This is a genomic window from Marinovum sp. 2_MG-2023, from assembly GCF_030548265.1.
Taxonomy (GTDB): domain Bacteria; phylum Pseudomonadota; class Alphaproteobacteria; order Rhodobacterales; family Rhodobacteraceae; genus Marinovum.
Genome location: NZ_JAUOSD010000007.1, coordinates 79343 through 95140, shown reverse-complemented (window position 1 = coordinate 95140; position 15798 = coordinate 79343). Strand labels below are relative to the sequence as shown.

The 15798-nt window shown below is 59.2% G+C and carries 14 protein-coding genes; 7 read left to right on the top strand and 7 right to left on the bottom strand.

What is annotated here, in order from left to right; genetic code table 11:
- Nucleotides 1-83: 83 nt before the first annotated feature.
- Together Q4577_RS10340 and Q4577_RS10335 are read left to right on the top strand one after the other, a co-directional pair.
- Nucleotides 84-386, top strand: coding sequence for a hypothetical protein (locus Q4577_RS10340; RefSeq protein WP_303467720.1), 303 nt, complete (start codon nt 84-86; stop codon nt 384-386).
- Nucleotides 387-637: 251 nt separating this feature from the next.
- A complete protein-coding gene (locus Q4577_RS10335; protein WP_244689862.1) occupies nt 638-1222 on the top strand; it encodes an HNH endonuclease in 585 nt (194 codons plus the stop codon).
- A gap of 62 nt (nt 1223-1284) precedes the next feature.
- On the opposite strand, the gene Q4577_RS10330 is transcribed toward Q4577_RS10335, so the two are convergent.
- From Q4577_RS10330 to Q4577_RS10300, 7 genes are all read right to left on the bottom strand, one after another.
- Complete coding sequence (locus Q4577_RS10330; RefSeq protein ID WP_303467719.1) at nt 1285-2643, bottom strand: PepSY domain-containing protein; 1359 nt, start codon at nt 2641-2643, stop codon at nt 1285-1287.
- Between the two features lie 140 nt (nt 2644-2783).
- A complete protein-coding gene (locus Q4577_RS10325) occupies nt 2784-3134 on the bottom strand; it encodes a hypothetical protein (protein WP_303467718.1) in 351 nt (116 codons plus the stop codon).
- A gap of 139 nt (nt 3135-3273) precedes the next feature.
- Entirely contained in the window at nt 3274-4125 is an 852-nt protein-coding gene (locus Q4577_RS10320) for a delta-class carbonic anhydrase (protein ID WP_303467717.1), read from the bottom strand.
- A 251-nt stretch (nt 4126-4376) separates the two neighbouring features.
- Nucleotides 4377-4874, bottom strand: coding sequence for a polymer-forming cytoskeletal protein (locus Q4577_RS10315; protein ID WP_303467716.1), 498 nt, complete (start codon nt 4872-4874; stop codon nt 4377-4379).
- A complete protein-coding gene (locus Q4577_RS10310) occupies nt 4864-6177 on the bottom strand; it encodes a M23 family metallopeptidase (RefSeq protein WP_244689852.1) in 1314 nt (437 codons plus the stop codon). The genes Q4577_RS10315 and Q4577_RS10310 overlap by 11 nt, the downstream gene beginning before the upstream one ends.
- 211 nt (nt 6178-6388) lie before the next feature.
- The gene (locus Q4577_RS10305; RefSeq protein ID WP_303467714.1) at nt 6389-7222 is read right to left on the bottom strand and encodes a ferritin-like domain-containing protein; all 834 of its coding nucleotides are present in this window, start codon (nt 7220-7222) and stop codon (nt 6389-6391) included.
- Nucleotides 7219-7692 carry a peroxiredoxin gene (locus tag Q4577_RS10300; protein ID WP_244689847.1) on the bottom strand — a complete coding sequence of 158 codons (474 nt, stop codon included), beginning with the start codon at nt 7690-7692 and terminating at the stop codon, nt 7219-7221. Before Q4577_RS10300 ends, Q4577_RS10305 begins: the two co-directional genes overlap by 4 nt.
- Before the next feature lie 115 nt (nt 7693-7807).
- On the opposite strand from Q4577_RS10300, the gene Q4577_RS10295 reads away from it, so the two are divergent.
- The 5 genes from Q4577_RS10295 (at nt 7808) to lpdA (ending at nt 15731) form a co-directional block, all read left to right on the top strand.
- Entirely contained in the window at nt 7808-11161 is a 3354-nt protein-coding gene (locus Q4577_RS10295) for a DUF3971 domain-containing protein (RefSeq protein ID WP_303467711.1), read from the top strand.
- A gap of 5 nt (nt 11162-11166) precedes the next feature.
- Nucleotides 11167-12216 (top strand): tRNA preQ1(34) S-adenosylmethionine ribosyltransferase-isomerase QueA, encoded by a 1050-nt coding sequence (gene queA / locus Q4577_RS10290; RefSeq protein WP_303467709.1) that lies wholly within the window; start codon nt 11167-11169, stop codon nt 12214-12216.
- Nucleotides 12217-12318: 102 nt separating this feature from the next.
- Nucleotides 12319-13575 carry an MFS transporter gene (locus Q4577_RS10285; protein WP_303467708.1) on the top strand — a complete coding sequence of 419 codons (1257 nt, stop codon included), beginning with the start codon at nt 12319-12321 and terminating at the stop codon, nt 13573-13575.
- A gap of 92 nt (nt 13576-13667) precedes the next feature.
- Nucleotides 13668-14243: a DUF924 family protein gene (locus Q4577_RS10280; RefSeq protein ID WP_244689837.1), complete on the top strand. Its 576-nt coding sequence runs from the start codon at nt 13668-13670 to the stop codon at nt 14241-14243.
- A 93-nt stretch (nt 14244-14336) separates the two neighbouring features.
- The gene (gene lpdA, locus Q4577_RS10275; RefSeq protein ID WP_303467706.1) at nt 14337-15731 is read left to right on the top strand and encodes a dihydrolipoyl dehydrogenase; all 1395 of its coding nucleotides are present in this window, start codon (nt 14337-14339) and stop codon (nt 15729-15731) included.
- The last annotated feature ends 67 nt before the right edge of the window (nt 15732-15798 follow it).

The window sequence follows — 15798 nt, the reverse complement described above, 5'->3', positions numbered from 1 at the left end:
CGTTTCGGCGGCACGCGCCGAAACGCTTGCCCTTGACCATGGCAATCTGAGATGATCCGGGCTTTCTGCGACAGGGGTGCCTCGTGACGGTCAGATTTGTCCCGATTATTCTCGACAGCCATCATCAGGATCCGGGTGAAGCCGACACAGATCAGGCGCTGTCGAATTTCCTTGAGTCCATCGGCCCCGACGACGACATCGTGTTTTTCTATGCCGGCCATGGCCGGTCTTATCAGGGCATCAATTATCTTTTGCCGGCGGATGCGTCCCGCGATGGTTCGGCACGGTTGCCGACATGCCGGTCGCTGTGGGCGCGCAAATTTGGCACGAATTTCAGCACTTTGAACCCCAGCTTTGCCAATCGGGGCAAAAGCGGTGCGATATAACTTGAATTCCTGGAAAACGACACTCAACTTCTGTGTATTGCTGTGGACGATCAGGGTCAGTTGACCGCCGGAAAATGACCAATCTTGCAGACGTCATGTGGCCGTTACGAAATTGTCTTAGGCCTGCCTGTATGGGGCCAATTCTAGAGGCTTGCCTGATTGGGAACGCGATATATAGTGGCGATGACCATGGGCACCCGCAGGAGTGCGGCCGGCACGTTTTTGAGGTGAGTGGAAGGACGTGAGATAAGATGGACGGTGAATTCAGAACGGACTTTGTCAGAGAGCCCTCGGCGCTGAAACAATACCCGGCTCTGGTGCTCAATGCCGATTATCGGCCTTTGTCTTACTATCCGCTGTCGCTATGGCCCTGGCAGGATGCGGTCAAGGCGGCCTGGCTGGACCGGGTGGATATCGTGGCCGAATATGACCACGAGGTCCGAAGCCCCTCTACCATCATCAGAATTCCCAGTGTGGTTGTTCTGAAAGATTATGTAAAACCTCAAAAGCGCGTGGCCTTCACGCGCTTTAATCTTTTTTTACGGGACGAATTTCGCTGCCAATACTGCGGCGCAAAGAGCGAATTGACCTTTGACCATGTGGTGCCGCGCGCGGCAGGCGGGGTCACAAGCTGGCAGAACGTGGTTGCGGCCTGTGCGCCGTGCAACCTGCGCAAAGGGTCGAAATCACTGACACGGGCGGGAATGGCCCTGCGCAAACCGCCGCGCCAGCCCGGCGCCGAAGAGCTGCGCAATATGGGACGCCGGTTTCCGCCCAATCACCTGCATGAAAGCTGGGTTGATTTCCTGTATTGGGATGCAGAGCTGGAGGCGTAATTGCGCCAATATGGCGATGCCCGGCGCAATTCCCGGACATCGCCCCGGTTTCGGGGACTTGCTCAGGCGCTTTGCATGCGCCGGCCTCGCCCGGTGACATGGATCACCAGTTCAACCGCGACAATCACCAGCATCGACAGACCAACCAGCGGAAAGAACACGCCCGCCGCCACGGCCATCAGCAACAGGGTGCGCGGGATACGCCAATCCAACGGCAGAGAGGGCGCAGCGATCTTGCCCACGGGGCGGCGTTTCCACCACATTACCGCCGCCGAGACGCAAAGCGCCACCATGGCAAGGCAGGCCAGCAACAAAACGACCTGATTGATCCGCCCGAATTCCTGTCCCATGTGCACGCTGATCCCCCATTCGGCCCAGCGCCCCAGGGTGCCAAGATCGGCCAAACCCGCATCATAAAGCACCGCGCCGGTATATTGATCGAGGTGGATCACCCGCTCATATGTAATGTCATCGGGATAGACCGAGGCGGTGAAAACCCCCTGATCGCCGCGTGGCATCGACACGGCATATCCCGGCACAATGCCGCGATCTTCGACCGTTTGTATGATCTGATCCAATCCAACCGGAACGCCAGAGTGCGCCGAAGACAGCGGCAGGGGCTGTTTTTCCATGATCCACGGCGCGTGATCGACCACGTCGCCGGTGGGCACGGTGGATTTCGGCACATGGGACCAATAGCCATCCGGCATCCCAAGCCCAAGGGAATAGGCATAATCATAGAATTTGCCGCCCCAGACCGTAGACCACGGCAACCCGGTCATCGCGAGAAAGACAATGAAGGCACCGGTATAGATCCCGGTCACCGCATGAAGATCGCGCCACCATGGCCGCCCGCGCGTCGCCTTGATCGTTGTGGTGCCCAGCTTGCGGCCCCGTGGCCACCACAGGAAGATCCCGCTGCCCACAAGTAACACCATCCATCCGGCCGCGCCTTCGATCAGGCGATTGCCGAACCAGCCGACATATTCCAGCGAGTGCAGCTTGCGCACCACATACATTGGCGTGCTGCCTGCCGCCCCCGCATCCCACAGGCTGCCGATCACGCTGGCATCATAAGGGTTCACAAAAATGGTGTCGGTGATGCCGTTTTCCGCCTGAACCTTGACCTGTGCCGCCCGGTCTTCTGCGGCGGGGGGCGCATAGGCTTTGATCGTGCCGGGGAATTCGCTCAGGGCCGCAGCGCTGAGGGCCGAGGGCGCCAACATCGCTGCGCCGGTGGGCGTGACAAACCGAAGCTTGGCATAAGCCGCGTCGTTGATTTCATCCTTGAAGAGGTAAATGCCGCCGGTGACCGCAAGGATCAGAACAAAGGGCAGGATCAGCAATCCCGCAATGAAGTGCCAGCGCCAAATGGCGCGGTAGAGGGCAGATGACGCTGCGCGTTTGGTGGTTTCAGACATGAAAATATCCCGGAAAGTCCCGCCGGTTCGCCGGTCGGGTTAAAAAGCGCAAACCACGCGGCGCGACATGCGCCCGCCGCCCGTGGTCGATGAGATTTGATTTCGCTGTTGGTCTCAGAAAGTCTCAGACTGTCAGCGGGTCAAATCCGATGCGGTGGCGCTCTTGCGGAATGGTGGGGATTTCGGGCCTGGGCCTTGCGGGTCAAATCCGCAAGCATTTGCCACGCAGAATGCGGTGTCAGAACCGCCGTGAGCGACGGCAAATCCGTGGTCGGTGCCGTCGGCAACAGGTTGCAATAGGGGCAATTGTGCTCGTGATGGCCCTCTGTGCCGCAGTAATCCCCCGGCAGCGCGCCAAAGATCGCTGTCGCCTCGGCCAATGCCGCATCATTGCGGTCAGGTGCCAGCAGACCGGCGGATGTCACGCTGGACACCGCAAGAATACAGACGATCAGCAGGCTGAACACCAAGGGGGTGATACGATCACGCATGCGTGTTTTATGTGGGAATTGAATGCGCTGGAAAAGCCCGTTTTAGCAAGCGATGCCTGCGACCTTTTGTAGGCGCGGGCGGGGTAGATACCAGCAAACCGGGTGGGGATTGCGCCCCACCCGAAGTGATCCTTTCGGATCAGTCGATTTCGGACAGCAGATCCGGATTGGTCACCAGATTGCGCACGCCATGGGCATGATTTTCCGAAAATGGATTATCGTCGAGCCATGCGCCAACCGATTTCAGATTGATCTTGGCGACTTGGGGACGAACGCTCCACGTGACCTGGTAGGGCGAGCCTTTTTTGTTATAGCCCGGACCGGTTGTCGAACCGTCATAGACAACCGGATCGCCCAGATCGGTCGGCAGGTTCGGTACCTGGTTCAGCCCGTTGATCATTTGAATGTCGGCCATTTCGGTGAAATCCGCACCGCCCGTGGCCACCAGAACGCCAACAACGGTTTCGACCCGCAACTGGGGGTTGCCGATAGAGTCGGTGAGGCAGGTGCCCAGGCTGTTGCCCAATGTGGCCTGCGCGGTGGAATGCACAAAGTGGATTTCGATGGTGTCGCCGGGCACCAGATCGCCATGCTCGGTCTTGCCAATTTCCATGCCGATCGGTGCCAGTTCTTCTTCGGTCAATGTTCCGGTGAATTGGAACCCGGTGCCATAGCCCTCGCCATCGCCATTGCCGGCGTAATTTGTGAACTGGCCGCCTTTGTGTTCTGCGTTTTCATGGAAATGGATATCGCAAAGCGCCATTTCACTTGCTGCGGGCGCGGCGCCAAAGGCGCGGCTGTTCGAACCGGCCGGGGAATCGATATCGCGCGGCGATTGCGGGCCAAAGCCCTTGCCATCGGTGGCGGCGGCCAATGCGGCGCGTTGTTCTGCGATCACCGCGTCCGAAACGGCATGTGTCGCCCCAGAGGCCAAAGCCGAAGAGCCGATAATCGCAAGAGTTGCACCAAGTGAAAAAATTGAGTGAGTCATGTGGTTTCCAGACAAAGAATGTAACGCCAACAATGGGTTGACACTAATTTATACATACATGCCGGGTGAAAAAGAAAGTGTGATATCCCGCACAAAACCGGCAAATTCCGCCAGATTTGCCAATCTGCCCAGGAACGGTGCAACCGGGCGGCGCAGCGGGGGGAATGCCGCCGCAATGAACCAATACGATGGCCCTGAAACGAAAAAACCCCGCAAATTGCGGGGCCTTCGATCTGTTTTTAGCGGGTGGTTTATTCTGCGCCGGCGGGACGCGGAACAGGGGCCTTGCCCTTGGCGTTCAGCGGATCATCCTGACGCTGCACCGAGCCTTCGAAATGGGCGCCGGATTCGATTGCGATGGTCTTGTGGATGATGTCACCTTCGACCCGCGCGGTTGCGGTCAGGCGCACTTTCAAACCACGGACACGGCCCACAATACGGCCATTGACCACCACGTCATCAGCGACACATTCGCCTTTGATGGTTGCGGTTTCACCGATGGTCAGCAAATGCGCCCGGATGTCACCTTCGACGGTGCCTTCGACCTGGATGTCGCCGGTGGTTTTCATGTTGCCCACAACGTGCAGATCCGATGACAGAACCGATGCGGGCGGCTTCGCCTTGGGGGCGGTCGACGGTTTGTATTCCGGCTGGGCCGGCATCATCGGTTTTTTGGCATCGGCTGCTGCGGTGGATGCAGCGTCGTCTGCTTTATGACCGGGCTCGTTGATCTTGCTCTTAGAAAACATCTTTAGCTGCCTTAAGATATATCATTGGATTGACGGCTTTTCCGCCGACACGCACCTCATAGTGCAAATGTGTGCCGGTTGAGCGTCCTGTGTTTCCCATATCACCGATACGATCCCCGCGCGAGACCCTTTGGCCCTTCTTCACGCGGATTTTCGACATATGGGCGTAACGGGTTTCAATTCCGAATTCGTGCTGAATTTTAACCAATTTGCCATAACCGGACTGCCAGTCCGAATGCACCACGATGCCATCGGCGGTGGCATAGATCGGCGTGCCATGAGAGCCGGCGAAATCCGCCCCGGCATGCAGACGACCCCAGCGATAGCCAAAGCCCGAGGTGAAGCGATAGGCATCTTTCAGCGGCGAGGCAAACGGTGCCTTGGATGCGGCGATCCGATAGAGGTTCAGCCGGTCCATCTGGTTCAGGATGCGATTGGCGCGCAGGGTTTCTGCCGCAGGCTGTTCACCCTTGGTCGAGAAGCTGAGCGGCATCAACGGCCCGCCCTGGCCAGAGTATCCGGCGCGCACCTTGTCAAGAATGGTATCGGGGTTCATGCCGGCGGCTTTGAACATCTTGTCCAACGGCGACACGGAAATGGTCATCGCTTCTTCAAGCTGGCGGAAAATCGCGTCGTTCTTTTCTTCCATCTGGCGCAGTTCAGCGGCCATGTTGTCAGCAGCGACAAGCGCATCCTGGGCGTCTGCGACCACTTTGTCGCGTTCCTGTGCCGTGCGTTCCAGCGCAGTGGCCAGCAGATCAACGGTGTCGCCATCCGCCATATCCGATTGACCGGGCAGGGCGCCGCCAGCCTCAACCGCAGTTTGCAACTCGGCGTATTCGGCTTCGATGCCCTTTTTCTTGGTCATCGTGTCGCGCAGCGTGGTTTGAATCACCTCGATGCCGGTTTCCAGTTCGCGACGGCGCACTTCGGAATTAAGAAGCTCCGATTGCATCACGGAAATACGTTCCAGCGCCGAATTGAACCGCTGTTGTGCCGCGACCGCATCTGCCGCGCGGGAATCGCGTTCAAGGCTCAGCGCGTTCAGCCGTGACATATATGTCATCTGTTCGCGCTTGGCCTGTTCGCGGAAATTGCCGGCGCCGATGGAATCCATCAACAGGATCGCGGTTGCAATGATGGTCCATCCAACCAGAAGTGCACTGCCGGTAAAAGCAATCAACTGGGTTTCCGACCGAAGACGGATAAAGCGAGTGTCCGTATCAGATCTCAGGAATACGCGCCGTTCGGGAAAAAACTTTTCCAGCACCGCGTGAATTTTGATTGCCAGCCGTGTCCGCACCGCAGCCGCCCCTTGTATTGTTCTTCCAGTCACGGTGCGTAGTCGCGCGGCACCTGTCCCCGCAGTTTCCTTAACCAGACAGAAACATTGGTGCAAGTTTGCAATTGTTTTGATTCGGCAATGTCCCGCCGAAACCCGCCGATGCGCGAAAAATCGCCGACAATCGAAGGGTTTGCACGAGATAACGTGGTTAATTTTGGGCGATTGTTGCTCAGGACGCTGGGGGCTTGGTGTTGATTTCTTCTGTCAGTGGCCAATAGAAATCCGGCGGCAGCCCGGCTTCGGCGCGCTTTTCTTCGTTGAAGGGGGGCTTTAGCGGGCCTTTGAAATACTTTGTGACCAGCTGGTGAAACACCTCTTTTGGATCAAGATTGTGACGGCCGCACAAGAAGTGGAACCATTTCGATCCATAGGCCACATGCGCGACCTCTTCGCCGTAAATCACCTCCAGCGCGTCAACGGCCTGGGTGACTTTGGCGTTGCGAAAGATTTCGATCATGCCGGGGGTTACGTCCAATCCACGCGCCTCAAGCACCATGGGCACCACCGCCAACCGGCCAAGGATGTCGTCGACCGTGTCTTCGGCCGCGCGCCACATGCCGGCATGGGCGGGCAGGGCGCCATAGAAACTGCCTGCGGCCTCCAGACAATCGGAGACCAGATTGAAATGTTTCGATTCCTCATCCGCGGCCTTGACCCAATCGTCATAGAATCCCATCGGCATGTCGGTGTCGGTAAAACGCGCCAGAAGATCCCAATGCAGATCCACCGCATTCAATTCGATATGTGCAACCGCATGGAGCAGCGCAATACGCCCGGCCGGGCTGCCGGGCTTGCGTTTCGGCACATCCCTTGGCGACAGAAGTTCGGGTTTGTCCGGGCGGGCCGGTCGCAATGGCGGCGTGGCATGGCCGACGGTCAACGCCGTTCCGGTGGCGCGTGCTGCAAACCAGGTTTGCGCATGTGCGCGCGACAGACGGGTTTTTTCACGGCCATCTGCGGTGGTCAGCACCTCTACCGCCATCTCCGCCAGGGATTTGCTCATAGCGCGCGGACCGCGTCGAGCACGTCTTCGGCATGGCCGTCGACCTTGACCTTGCGCCATTCGCGCACCAGCACCCCCGCGCCGTCGATCAAAAAGGTGGAGCGGACAATGCCAAAGAAGGTTTTGCCGTACATCTTCTTTTCCTGCCACACGCCAAATTGTTCGGCGATGTCGCCCTCTGCATCGGACAGCAGCGGAACCGTCAGATCGTGTTTGGCGACGAATTTGTCGTGGCTGGCCACCGTATCCTTGGAAATGCCGAAAACCTTGGCGCCAAGCGCGTCGAATTCCGCGCGCAATTGGGAAAAGGCGATCGCCTCTTTGGTGCAACCAGACGTTAGATCGCGGGGATAAAAGAACAGAACCACCGGCGACGGGCGCAGCCCTTGCAGGGAAATGACGTTGCCACCATCACGTGGCAGGGCGATTTCCGGCACGCTTTCGCCGGTTTGAATGACTCTTTGGGTCATATGATCTGCTATCCCTTGGTTGTCGGCACACTTCGCAATATGAGAGCATGGGAGGCCAGAAAAATGGCTGTTTGTCAAATACCAGGGCGCTTTCGTCGGGAGAATACGACCACAGGTGAGTAACGCGACCAAAGCAGATGACGTGCCGGACCCGGACGCCGACACGCCCGCCAAGGATCGGGGTAGGCCCCGCGGACGCCGTCGCGCCCGGGCGGCGCGGGCCGGGATATGGCTGATTGCGACAATGTCGCTGGCGGTGGCGATCCTTGCGGTGATTGGCTGGTCGCTCCTGGGCAAACCGCTGCGCGCGCCCGATTGGCTGCGCCAGGAAATTGCCGCGCGGCTGGCGGAACAGATGCCGGGATATGCGCTCAGCTTTTCCGATATGACGCTGTTTGTGCAACCGGATCTGCGGCCGGAAATCGCGCTGTCCAATGTGGAATTGTATGATGGAGCGAATGATCGCAAGCTGTTGGAAGTGTCGCAGGTCGGCATTGCCTTTGCGCGTCGGTCGCTGTTGCAGGGCCAGATCCAGCCGAGTTCGGTCTCTGTGTCTGGTGTGTTCCTTCAGCTGAACCGAACCCCGACGGGGGAATTCGATCTCGCGTTTGGGGATGGGTTGGGGCAGACCGGGCTTGGCGTCAACGGGCTGATTGCGCAGATTGATGAAATCGTATTTCAGCCCCGGTTCTCTGCCTTGCGAACCGTTGACGTCAATGCGGTGACATTGGCCTATCAGGATGCGCGGGCGGGGCAATCCTGGACGGTGGATGGCGGGCATCTCGATCTCAGCCGCGAAAATGAAATCCTGCAACTGCGTGGTGATTTCGCTCTGCTGAGCGGGCGGTCCTATGCGTCGACGCTGGAAATCTTTGGCGAAAGCGCCATCGGGTCCAACGCGGTCAGCCTTGGGGTGGCGGTGACGGATGTGTTTTCCGGCGACATTGCCAGCCAAAGCGCCGCGCTGGCCTGGCTTGGGGTGTTGCGCGCGCCGATTTCCGGGGCTTTGCGCACCTCCTTTAACGAAGATGGTGCCTTGGGACCGTTGTCGGCCACGCTGGGCATTGGCGCCGGGGTGGTCCAGCCGACTGATGCCACCCGCCCGATCCCGTTTTCCGACGCGCGGGCATTTTTCACCTATGATCCGCAGGAAGACACCTTGCGGTTTTCCGAATTCGAAGTGGTCAGCGAATGGGTCAACGCCAAGGGCGAGGGCTCTGCCGTATTGGAAAACGTGACGGCGGGGCTGCCGTCGGCCTTGCAGGGGCAGGTCAAGCTGAGTGAGATCAGTGCCAATCCCGGCGATATCTATGATGCGCCGCGCAGCCTGTCGTCGGCGGATCTCGACTTTCATTTGGCGCTGAATCCGTTTGTGTTGCGCATCGGTCGGTTGACCTTGGTGGACAAAAGCCAGCCGCTGCGGCTGCGGGGGCGGATTGCGGCATTGCCGCTGGGGTGGGACATTTCGATGATGGCCCAGGCGGATGAGATCAAGCCCGGGCGGCTGCTGGAATTCTGGCCGGCCGATATCAAACCGGGCACCCGCAGCTGGATTTCGAACAATGTTCTGGACGGGGCCCTGCGCAATGTGGCGGTGCGGCTGCGGGCCCGGCCCGGCGATACCAAGCCCGATCTCTATGCCAGCGGCGAAGTGGCCGAGGCCCGTGTGCAGTTCATGAAACATATGCCGCCGGTCACTGGCGCCTCTGGATTGTTGCAACTGGAAGACCACCGATTGGTTGTCAGCATTGACAAGGGCGATTTGGTGGCCGGTCAGGGCGGCCAGATGGCGGCGGGCGGCACGGTGTTCACAATTCCCGACGTGCGCATTCCCGACAGCCCCGCCGAAGTCGATATTGCGGCCGAAGGCCCAATTCAGGCGGCGCTGTGGCTGTTGAACCAGAAACCGCTTGAGGTGCTGGATCGGGGCGGCAAGACACTTGATCTGGCCAGCGGCACGCTTCGGGTTGGTGGCAAGATCAAACTGCCGCTGAAGAAGAAGGTGTTGAAATCCGATGTTGAATTCGCGGTTCAGGGCCGTGTGTTTGACGTGATCAGCACCGAAATGATCCCGAACAAGGTTCTGGCGGCGGATGTGCTTCGGGTGTCTGCCGACAACCAGACATTTCGCATTGCCGGGGCTGGCACGGTCGAAGGCGTGCCCTTTGACGGTTTCTGGCAGACCCCGATTGCGGCAGAGCAGGAAAACCCCGTTGGCCGGGTCGAAGCCGATGTTGCCATTTCGCAGGAATTCCTTGAGGCCTTTGCCATCACCCTGCCGCCAGGATCCTTGTCGGGGCGGGGCAGCGGTCGGTTGTCGATGGATCTGCAAAAAGATGTGACGCCGGAATTCTCACTCAGCTCCGATCTTGTCGGGTTGGGGCTGAAACTGGATGCGATCGGCTGGTCCAAACCGACCGGGGCCAAAGGGGCCTTGCAGATCAATGGCACGCTTGGCACGCCGGCCCGGCTTGACCGGCTGTCATTGTCGGCACCGGGGCTGGATATGGAGGGCAGTTTGGCGCTGGCCGAAGGCGGCGGTCTGCGGTCGCTGGCGATTTCGCGGTTGCGGGTGGGGGGCTGGCTGGATGCGCCGGTGACCCTGACCGGGCGTGGCGCTGGCGCGGCACCGGCGGTGCTGGTCGGCGGCGGCAAGATCGACATGCGCAATGCGCCGTTTACCTCGACCAAGGGCGGCGGTGGCGGCGCATCGGCAACAGGTGGCGGCACCTCGCCGCTGACCTTGGCACCGGATCGGTTGCAGATTTCCGATGGCATCATATTGACCGATTTTCGCGGCGATTTCACCACCCAGACCGGAATGCGTGGCAATTTCAGCGCCCGGCTGAACGGCGGCACGCCGGTGCGCGGCACGGTGGAACCGACAAACAAGGGCAGCCAATTCGTCATCAAATCCGACGACGCGGGCGGCACGCTGCGCGATGCGGGATTGTTGAAGAATGTGCAGGGCGGCAGTTTCGTACTGAAACTGTTGCCGACCGGGGCGACCGGCACCTTTGACGGGGAACTGGATATTCGCGACACCCGCATCCGCAACGCCCCGGTGATGGCGGAATTGCTGAATGCGATTTCGGTGATCGGCCTGCTGGATCAACTAGGCGGCCAGGGCATCGCCTTTGGCGAGGTCGAGGCGCGATTCCGGCTGACCCCGAAACAGGTGATCCTGACCCGGTCCAGCGCAACCGGCCCGTCGATGGGCATTTCGCTGGACGGCTATTACGATCTTGGCAGCGGCACGATGGACATGCAGGGGGTGGTGTCACCGATCTATGTGGTGAACTTCGTCGGCCAGATCTTTTCGCGCAAGGGCGAGGGGCTGATCGGGTTCAATTTCAACCTCAAGGGCAAATCGGACAATCCCCGCATTCAGGTCAATCCGCTTTCCGCTTTGACACCCGGCATGTTCCGCGAGATATTCCGCCGCCCACCGCCCAAGGTACAGCAATAGACATCATGCAACTTTCCGATTTCGATTTCGATCTGCCACAAGAGCGGATCGCCACCCGCCCCGCACGTCCCCGCAGCTCTGCCCGATTGTTGGTGGCCGAGGCCGGTGCCATCACCGATGCGACGGTCGGCGATTTGCCGGATTGGCTGCGCCCCGGCGACCGATTGGTGCTTAACGACACCAAGGTGATCCCGGCGCGCCTGTCCGGTCTGCGGCGTCGCGAAAGCGCCCAGGGCGTGACCGAAGCGCGGATTGGCGTCACCCTGTTGGAACCACGTGCCGATGGCACATGGTCGGCGCTGATCAAACCGTTGAAAAAGCTTGCCGATGGCGAGGAGATCCGGTTTTCCGAAACGCTGTCTGCGGTGATGGAGGGGCGGGCCGACGGGCAGGGGCATTTGCGGTTCAACCTGATTGGCGATGATTTTGACGCCGCGCTTGCGGCGGCGGGTGCCATGCCCCTGCCACCCTATATCGAGGCGCTGCGCCCGGCGGATGAACAGGACGTCGAAGATTATCAGACGGTTTGGGCGGCGCGCACAGGCGCGGTTGCCGCGCCCACGGCGTCGCTGCATTTCGATGATGCGCTCTTGGCCACGTTGCGCGCCAAAGGCGTGGAATTCACCAAGGTCACGCTGCATGTCGGCGCGGGCACCTTCCTGCCGGTCAAGGTCGATGATGTCACGACCCACAAGATGCATGCCGAATGGGGCGAGGTCAGCGATACCGCCGCCGCAGAGATTGCCGCCACCAAGGCCGCCGGTGGCCGGGTGATCCCGGTTGGAACCACAGCGTTGCGGCTGATCGAAACCGCCGCGCGCGACAGCGGTGCCATTCAACCCTGGCAGGGGGAGACCGATATTTTCATCTATCCCGGTTTTACCTTTCGCGTCACCGATGCGCTGATGACCAATTTTCACCTGCCAAGGTCGACATTGATGATGCTGGTTTCGGCGCTGATCGGGCGGGACCGGATTCTTGCGATCTATGACCATGCCATTCGGCGGAATTACCGGTTTTTTTCCTATGGGGATGCCTCGCTCTTGATCCCGTGACGCACCCGTGAAAGGCGTTTGTTCAGGCCGCGACCCGAATCGCAAAGCGGCCAGCACATGCGCAATACGCGTCGTAGAAACAGCGCAGCAAAGGATTTCTGCATGAAAACCGTGATTTCAAATGCCTGGGCGCTGTTGTTGGGCATGCTGCTGCTGATGGTCGGGAACGGGCTTCAGGGGACATTGTTGGGTGTGCGGGGCCAGATCGAAGGTTTCAGCACGCTGGAAATGTCGATCATCATGTCGGCTTATTTCGTCGGCTTTCTTGGCGGATCGCGGCTTGCGCCGGAAATGATCCGCCGGGTCGGCCATGTGCGGGTCTTTGCGGCGTTGGGCTCTTTTATCTCTGCGGTGCTGATCCTCTATCCGACGCTGACCGATCCGATTGCCTGGACGATTGGTCGGGTGATCATCGGGTTTTGCTTTTCCGGTGTGTATGTCACCGCCGAAAGCTGGCTGAACAATGCCTCGAGCAACGAAACACGCGGTCAGACGCTGTCGGCCTATATGATTGTTCAGGTGCTGGGGATTGTCATCGCGCAGGGGCTTCTGCTGGTGGCTGATCCATCCGGCTTTACCCTGTTTGTGATTATCTCGGTTCTGGTTTCGGTGTCTTTTGCGCCGATCTTGTTGTCGATTTCACCAACACCGTCGTTTGGCACCACCAAACCGCTCAGCCTGAAGGCGCTTTATGGCATTTCACCGCTGGGCTGTGTCGGTATGTTCCTGCTGGGCGGGGTGTTTGCATCACAATTTGGCATGGCCGCCGTTTATGGCGCGGAGGCCGGTTTGGGGCTTGGCCAGATCTCGATGTTTGTGTCGGCGTTTTATATCGGGGCCTTGGTGGTGCAATATCCGCTGGGCTGGTTGTCGGACCGGATGGACCGGCGGATGCTGATCCTGATTGCGGCGGCGGTCTGTGGCACCGGCGCGGTGCTGGGCATGATCGCGGGGCATGTCTTTGTCGCCTTGCTGATGTCCGCCCTGATCATCGGCGGCATGTCAAACCCGCTTTATTCGCTGCTTTTGGCCTATACCAATGACTTTCTGGAGCTGGAGGATATGGCCGCAGCCTCGGGCGGGATGATTTTCATCAATGGTGTTGGCGCCATTTCCGGCCCGCTGATCACCGGTTGGGCGATGGGGTTTTTCGGGCCTCCGGGCTATTTCCTTTATATCGCGATCTTGACCTTTGCGCTGGCGGGATATGCCGGTTACCGGGCCTTGGTGCGGCCATCCAATCAACATGTCACCACCACAAGCTATGCGCCGGTGACCCCAACCGCCACGCCGGTTGCGGTTGAATTTGCCCAGGAATTTGCAGCCGATGAAGCCGAGGAATCCGAGCAAACCCCGTAAATTGTTAACTTTGTCGCAATTCGTGATGTTTCTTTTCAGTAAAGGTTTTGTAAAAATGATTTTACTGGGGGACAGTTGCAAGGAGACCAGAGATGGTTGAACCCGATGAAATTCTGGCATTCTGGCTGGATGAAATTGGCCCCGCCGGTTGGTATCAGGCCAGTGATGCGCTCGACACGCAAATTCGCGAGAAATTTGAAACCGTCTGGCAGGGCGCAATGGAGGGGCGGCACGCGCTTTGGCTGACCTATCCCTCTGGCACGTTGGCCTATCTGATCCTGATGGATCAATTTCCGCGCAACATGTTCCGTGGATCTGGCATGGCGTTCAAATCTGACAGGGTTGCATTGGCCGCCGCCAAAAGCGCGATCTCCAAAGGCTATGACCAAAAGATCGACGCCCCGGCACGGCAATTCTTTTATTTGCCACTGATGCATTCGGAAAACCTCTGTGATCAGGACCGCTGTGTGCGGTTGATGCAGGAACGGATGCCAGAGGCCGACGGCAATCTGCTGCATGCGCGGGTTCATCGTGAAATTATCCGCAAATTCGGCCGGTTTCCGTATCGCAATGCCGCCTTGGCCCGCCATGACACCGCACCAGAGCAGGATTTCATGTCCAATGGCGGCTATGGCGAAACGCTGCAGAATTTGCAGAAAGCCAGCTGAGGTCGGCGGCAATATCGCCCGTCGATTGCAGCGTGCATTGATGCTTGCGGGGGCATCGGTTAGCCTTTCCTGACATTGACAGGGAGGTTGACCATGGCAACGCAAAGCTTTGATATGATTGTGATCGGTGCGGGGCCGGGGGGCTATGTGGCCGCCATACGCGGCGCGCAACTGGGGCTGAAGGTCGCGATCGTCGAACGCGAACATATGGGCGGCATTTGCCTCAACTGGGGCTGCATCCCGACCAAGGCGCTGCTGCGCTCCTCCGAGGTTTATCACCTGATGCAGAATGCCGGGGCCTATGGTCTTGGCGCGGATGCGGTCCATTATGATCTGGACGCGGTTGTCAAACGCTCGCGCGGGGTCGCGGCACAGCTGAACGCCGGCATCGGCCATCTGATGAAAAAGAACAAGATCACAACCTTTATGGGCCGGGCAAAGATTTCTGCACCGGGCCGGGTCTCTGTTGCGACCGACACAGAGGTCAAGGAGATCACGGCAAAACACATCGTCCTCGCCACAGGCGCGCGGGCCCGCGAATTGCCAGGGTTCGAGGCCGACGGCGATCTGGTCTGGACCTACAAACACGCCTTGACCCCGCCCAGAATGCCGAAAAAACTGCTGGTGATCGGCTCTGGCGCGATAGGCATCGAATTCGCCAGTTTCTACAATACCCTTGGCGCCGACACGACCGTGGTCGAGGTGATGGATCGCATCCTGCCGGTCGAAGACGCCGAAATCTCAGGCCTGGCCAAAAAGGCCTTTAAAAAACAGGGCATGACGATCCGCGAAAACACCATGGTCAAAAAGCTTGATCGCGGCAACGGACAGGTAACCGCCCATATCGAAACCAAGGGCAAGGTCACCGAGGAAACATTCGATAGCGTGATCCTCGCGGTCGGAATTGTTGGCAATACCGAGGATCTCGGTCTCGAAGCGCTTGGCGCGAAGGTCGAAAAAACCCATGTGGTGGTCGACAGATACTGCCGCACCGGGGTTGAGGGGCTTTATGCGATTGGCGATCTCGCAGGCGCGCCGTGGCTGGCGCACAAAGCCTCACACGAGGGGGTGATGGTCGCCGAGCTGATCGCGGGCCAAAAACCGCATGCGGTAGACCCGAACGCCATTGCCGGCTGCACCTATTGCCAGCCGCAGATCGCCTCGGTCGGTCTGACCGAGGATCAGGCCAAAGAGGCCGGCCATGACATACGCGTCGGGCGGTTTCCCTTTATCGGCAACGGCAAGGCGATCGCGCTTGGCGAACCCGAGGGGCTGGTCAAAACCATATTCGATGCCAAAACCGGCGCGCTGCTTGGCGCGCATATGATCGGCGCCGAAGTCACCGAATTGATCCAGGGCTACGTCGTCGGGCGTCAGCTGGAAACCACGGAAGAGGATCTGATGAACACGGTCTTCCCGCATCCAACCCTCAGCGAAATGATGCATGAAAGCGTGCTCGACGCCTTTGGCCGTGCCCTGCACATGTGACGCGGCCTCGTGATGTTGCGCATCGGTCGCGCTGGCCTGCGCTTTCATCTGACCTGAAATATCCCCG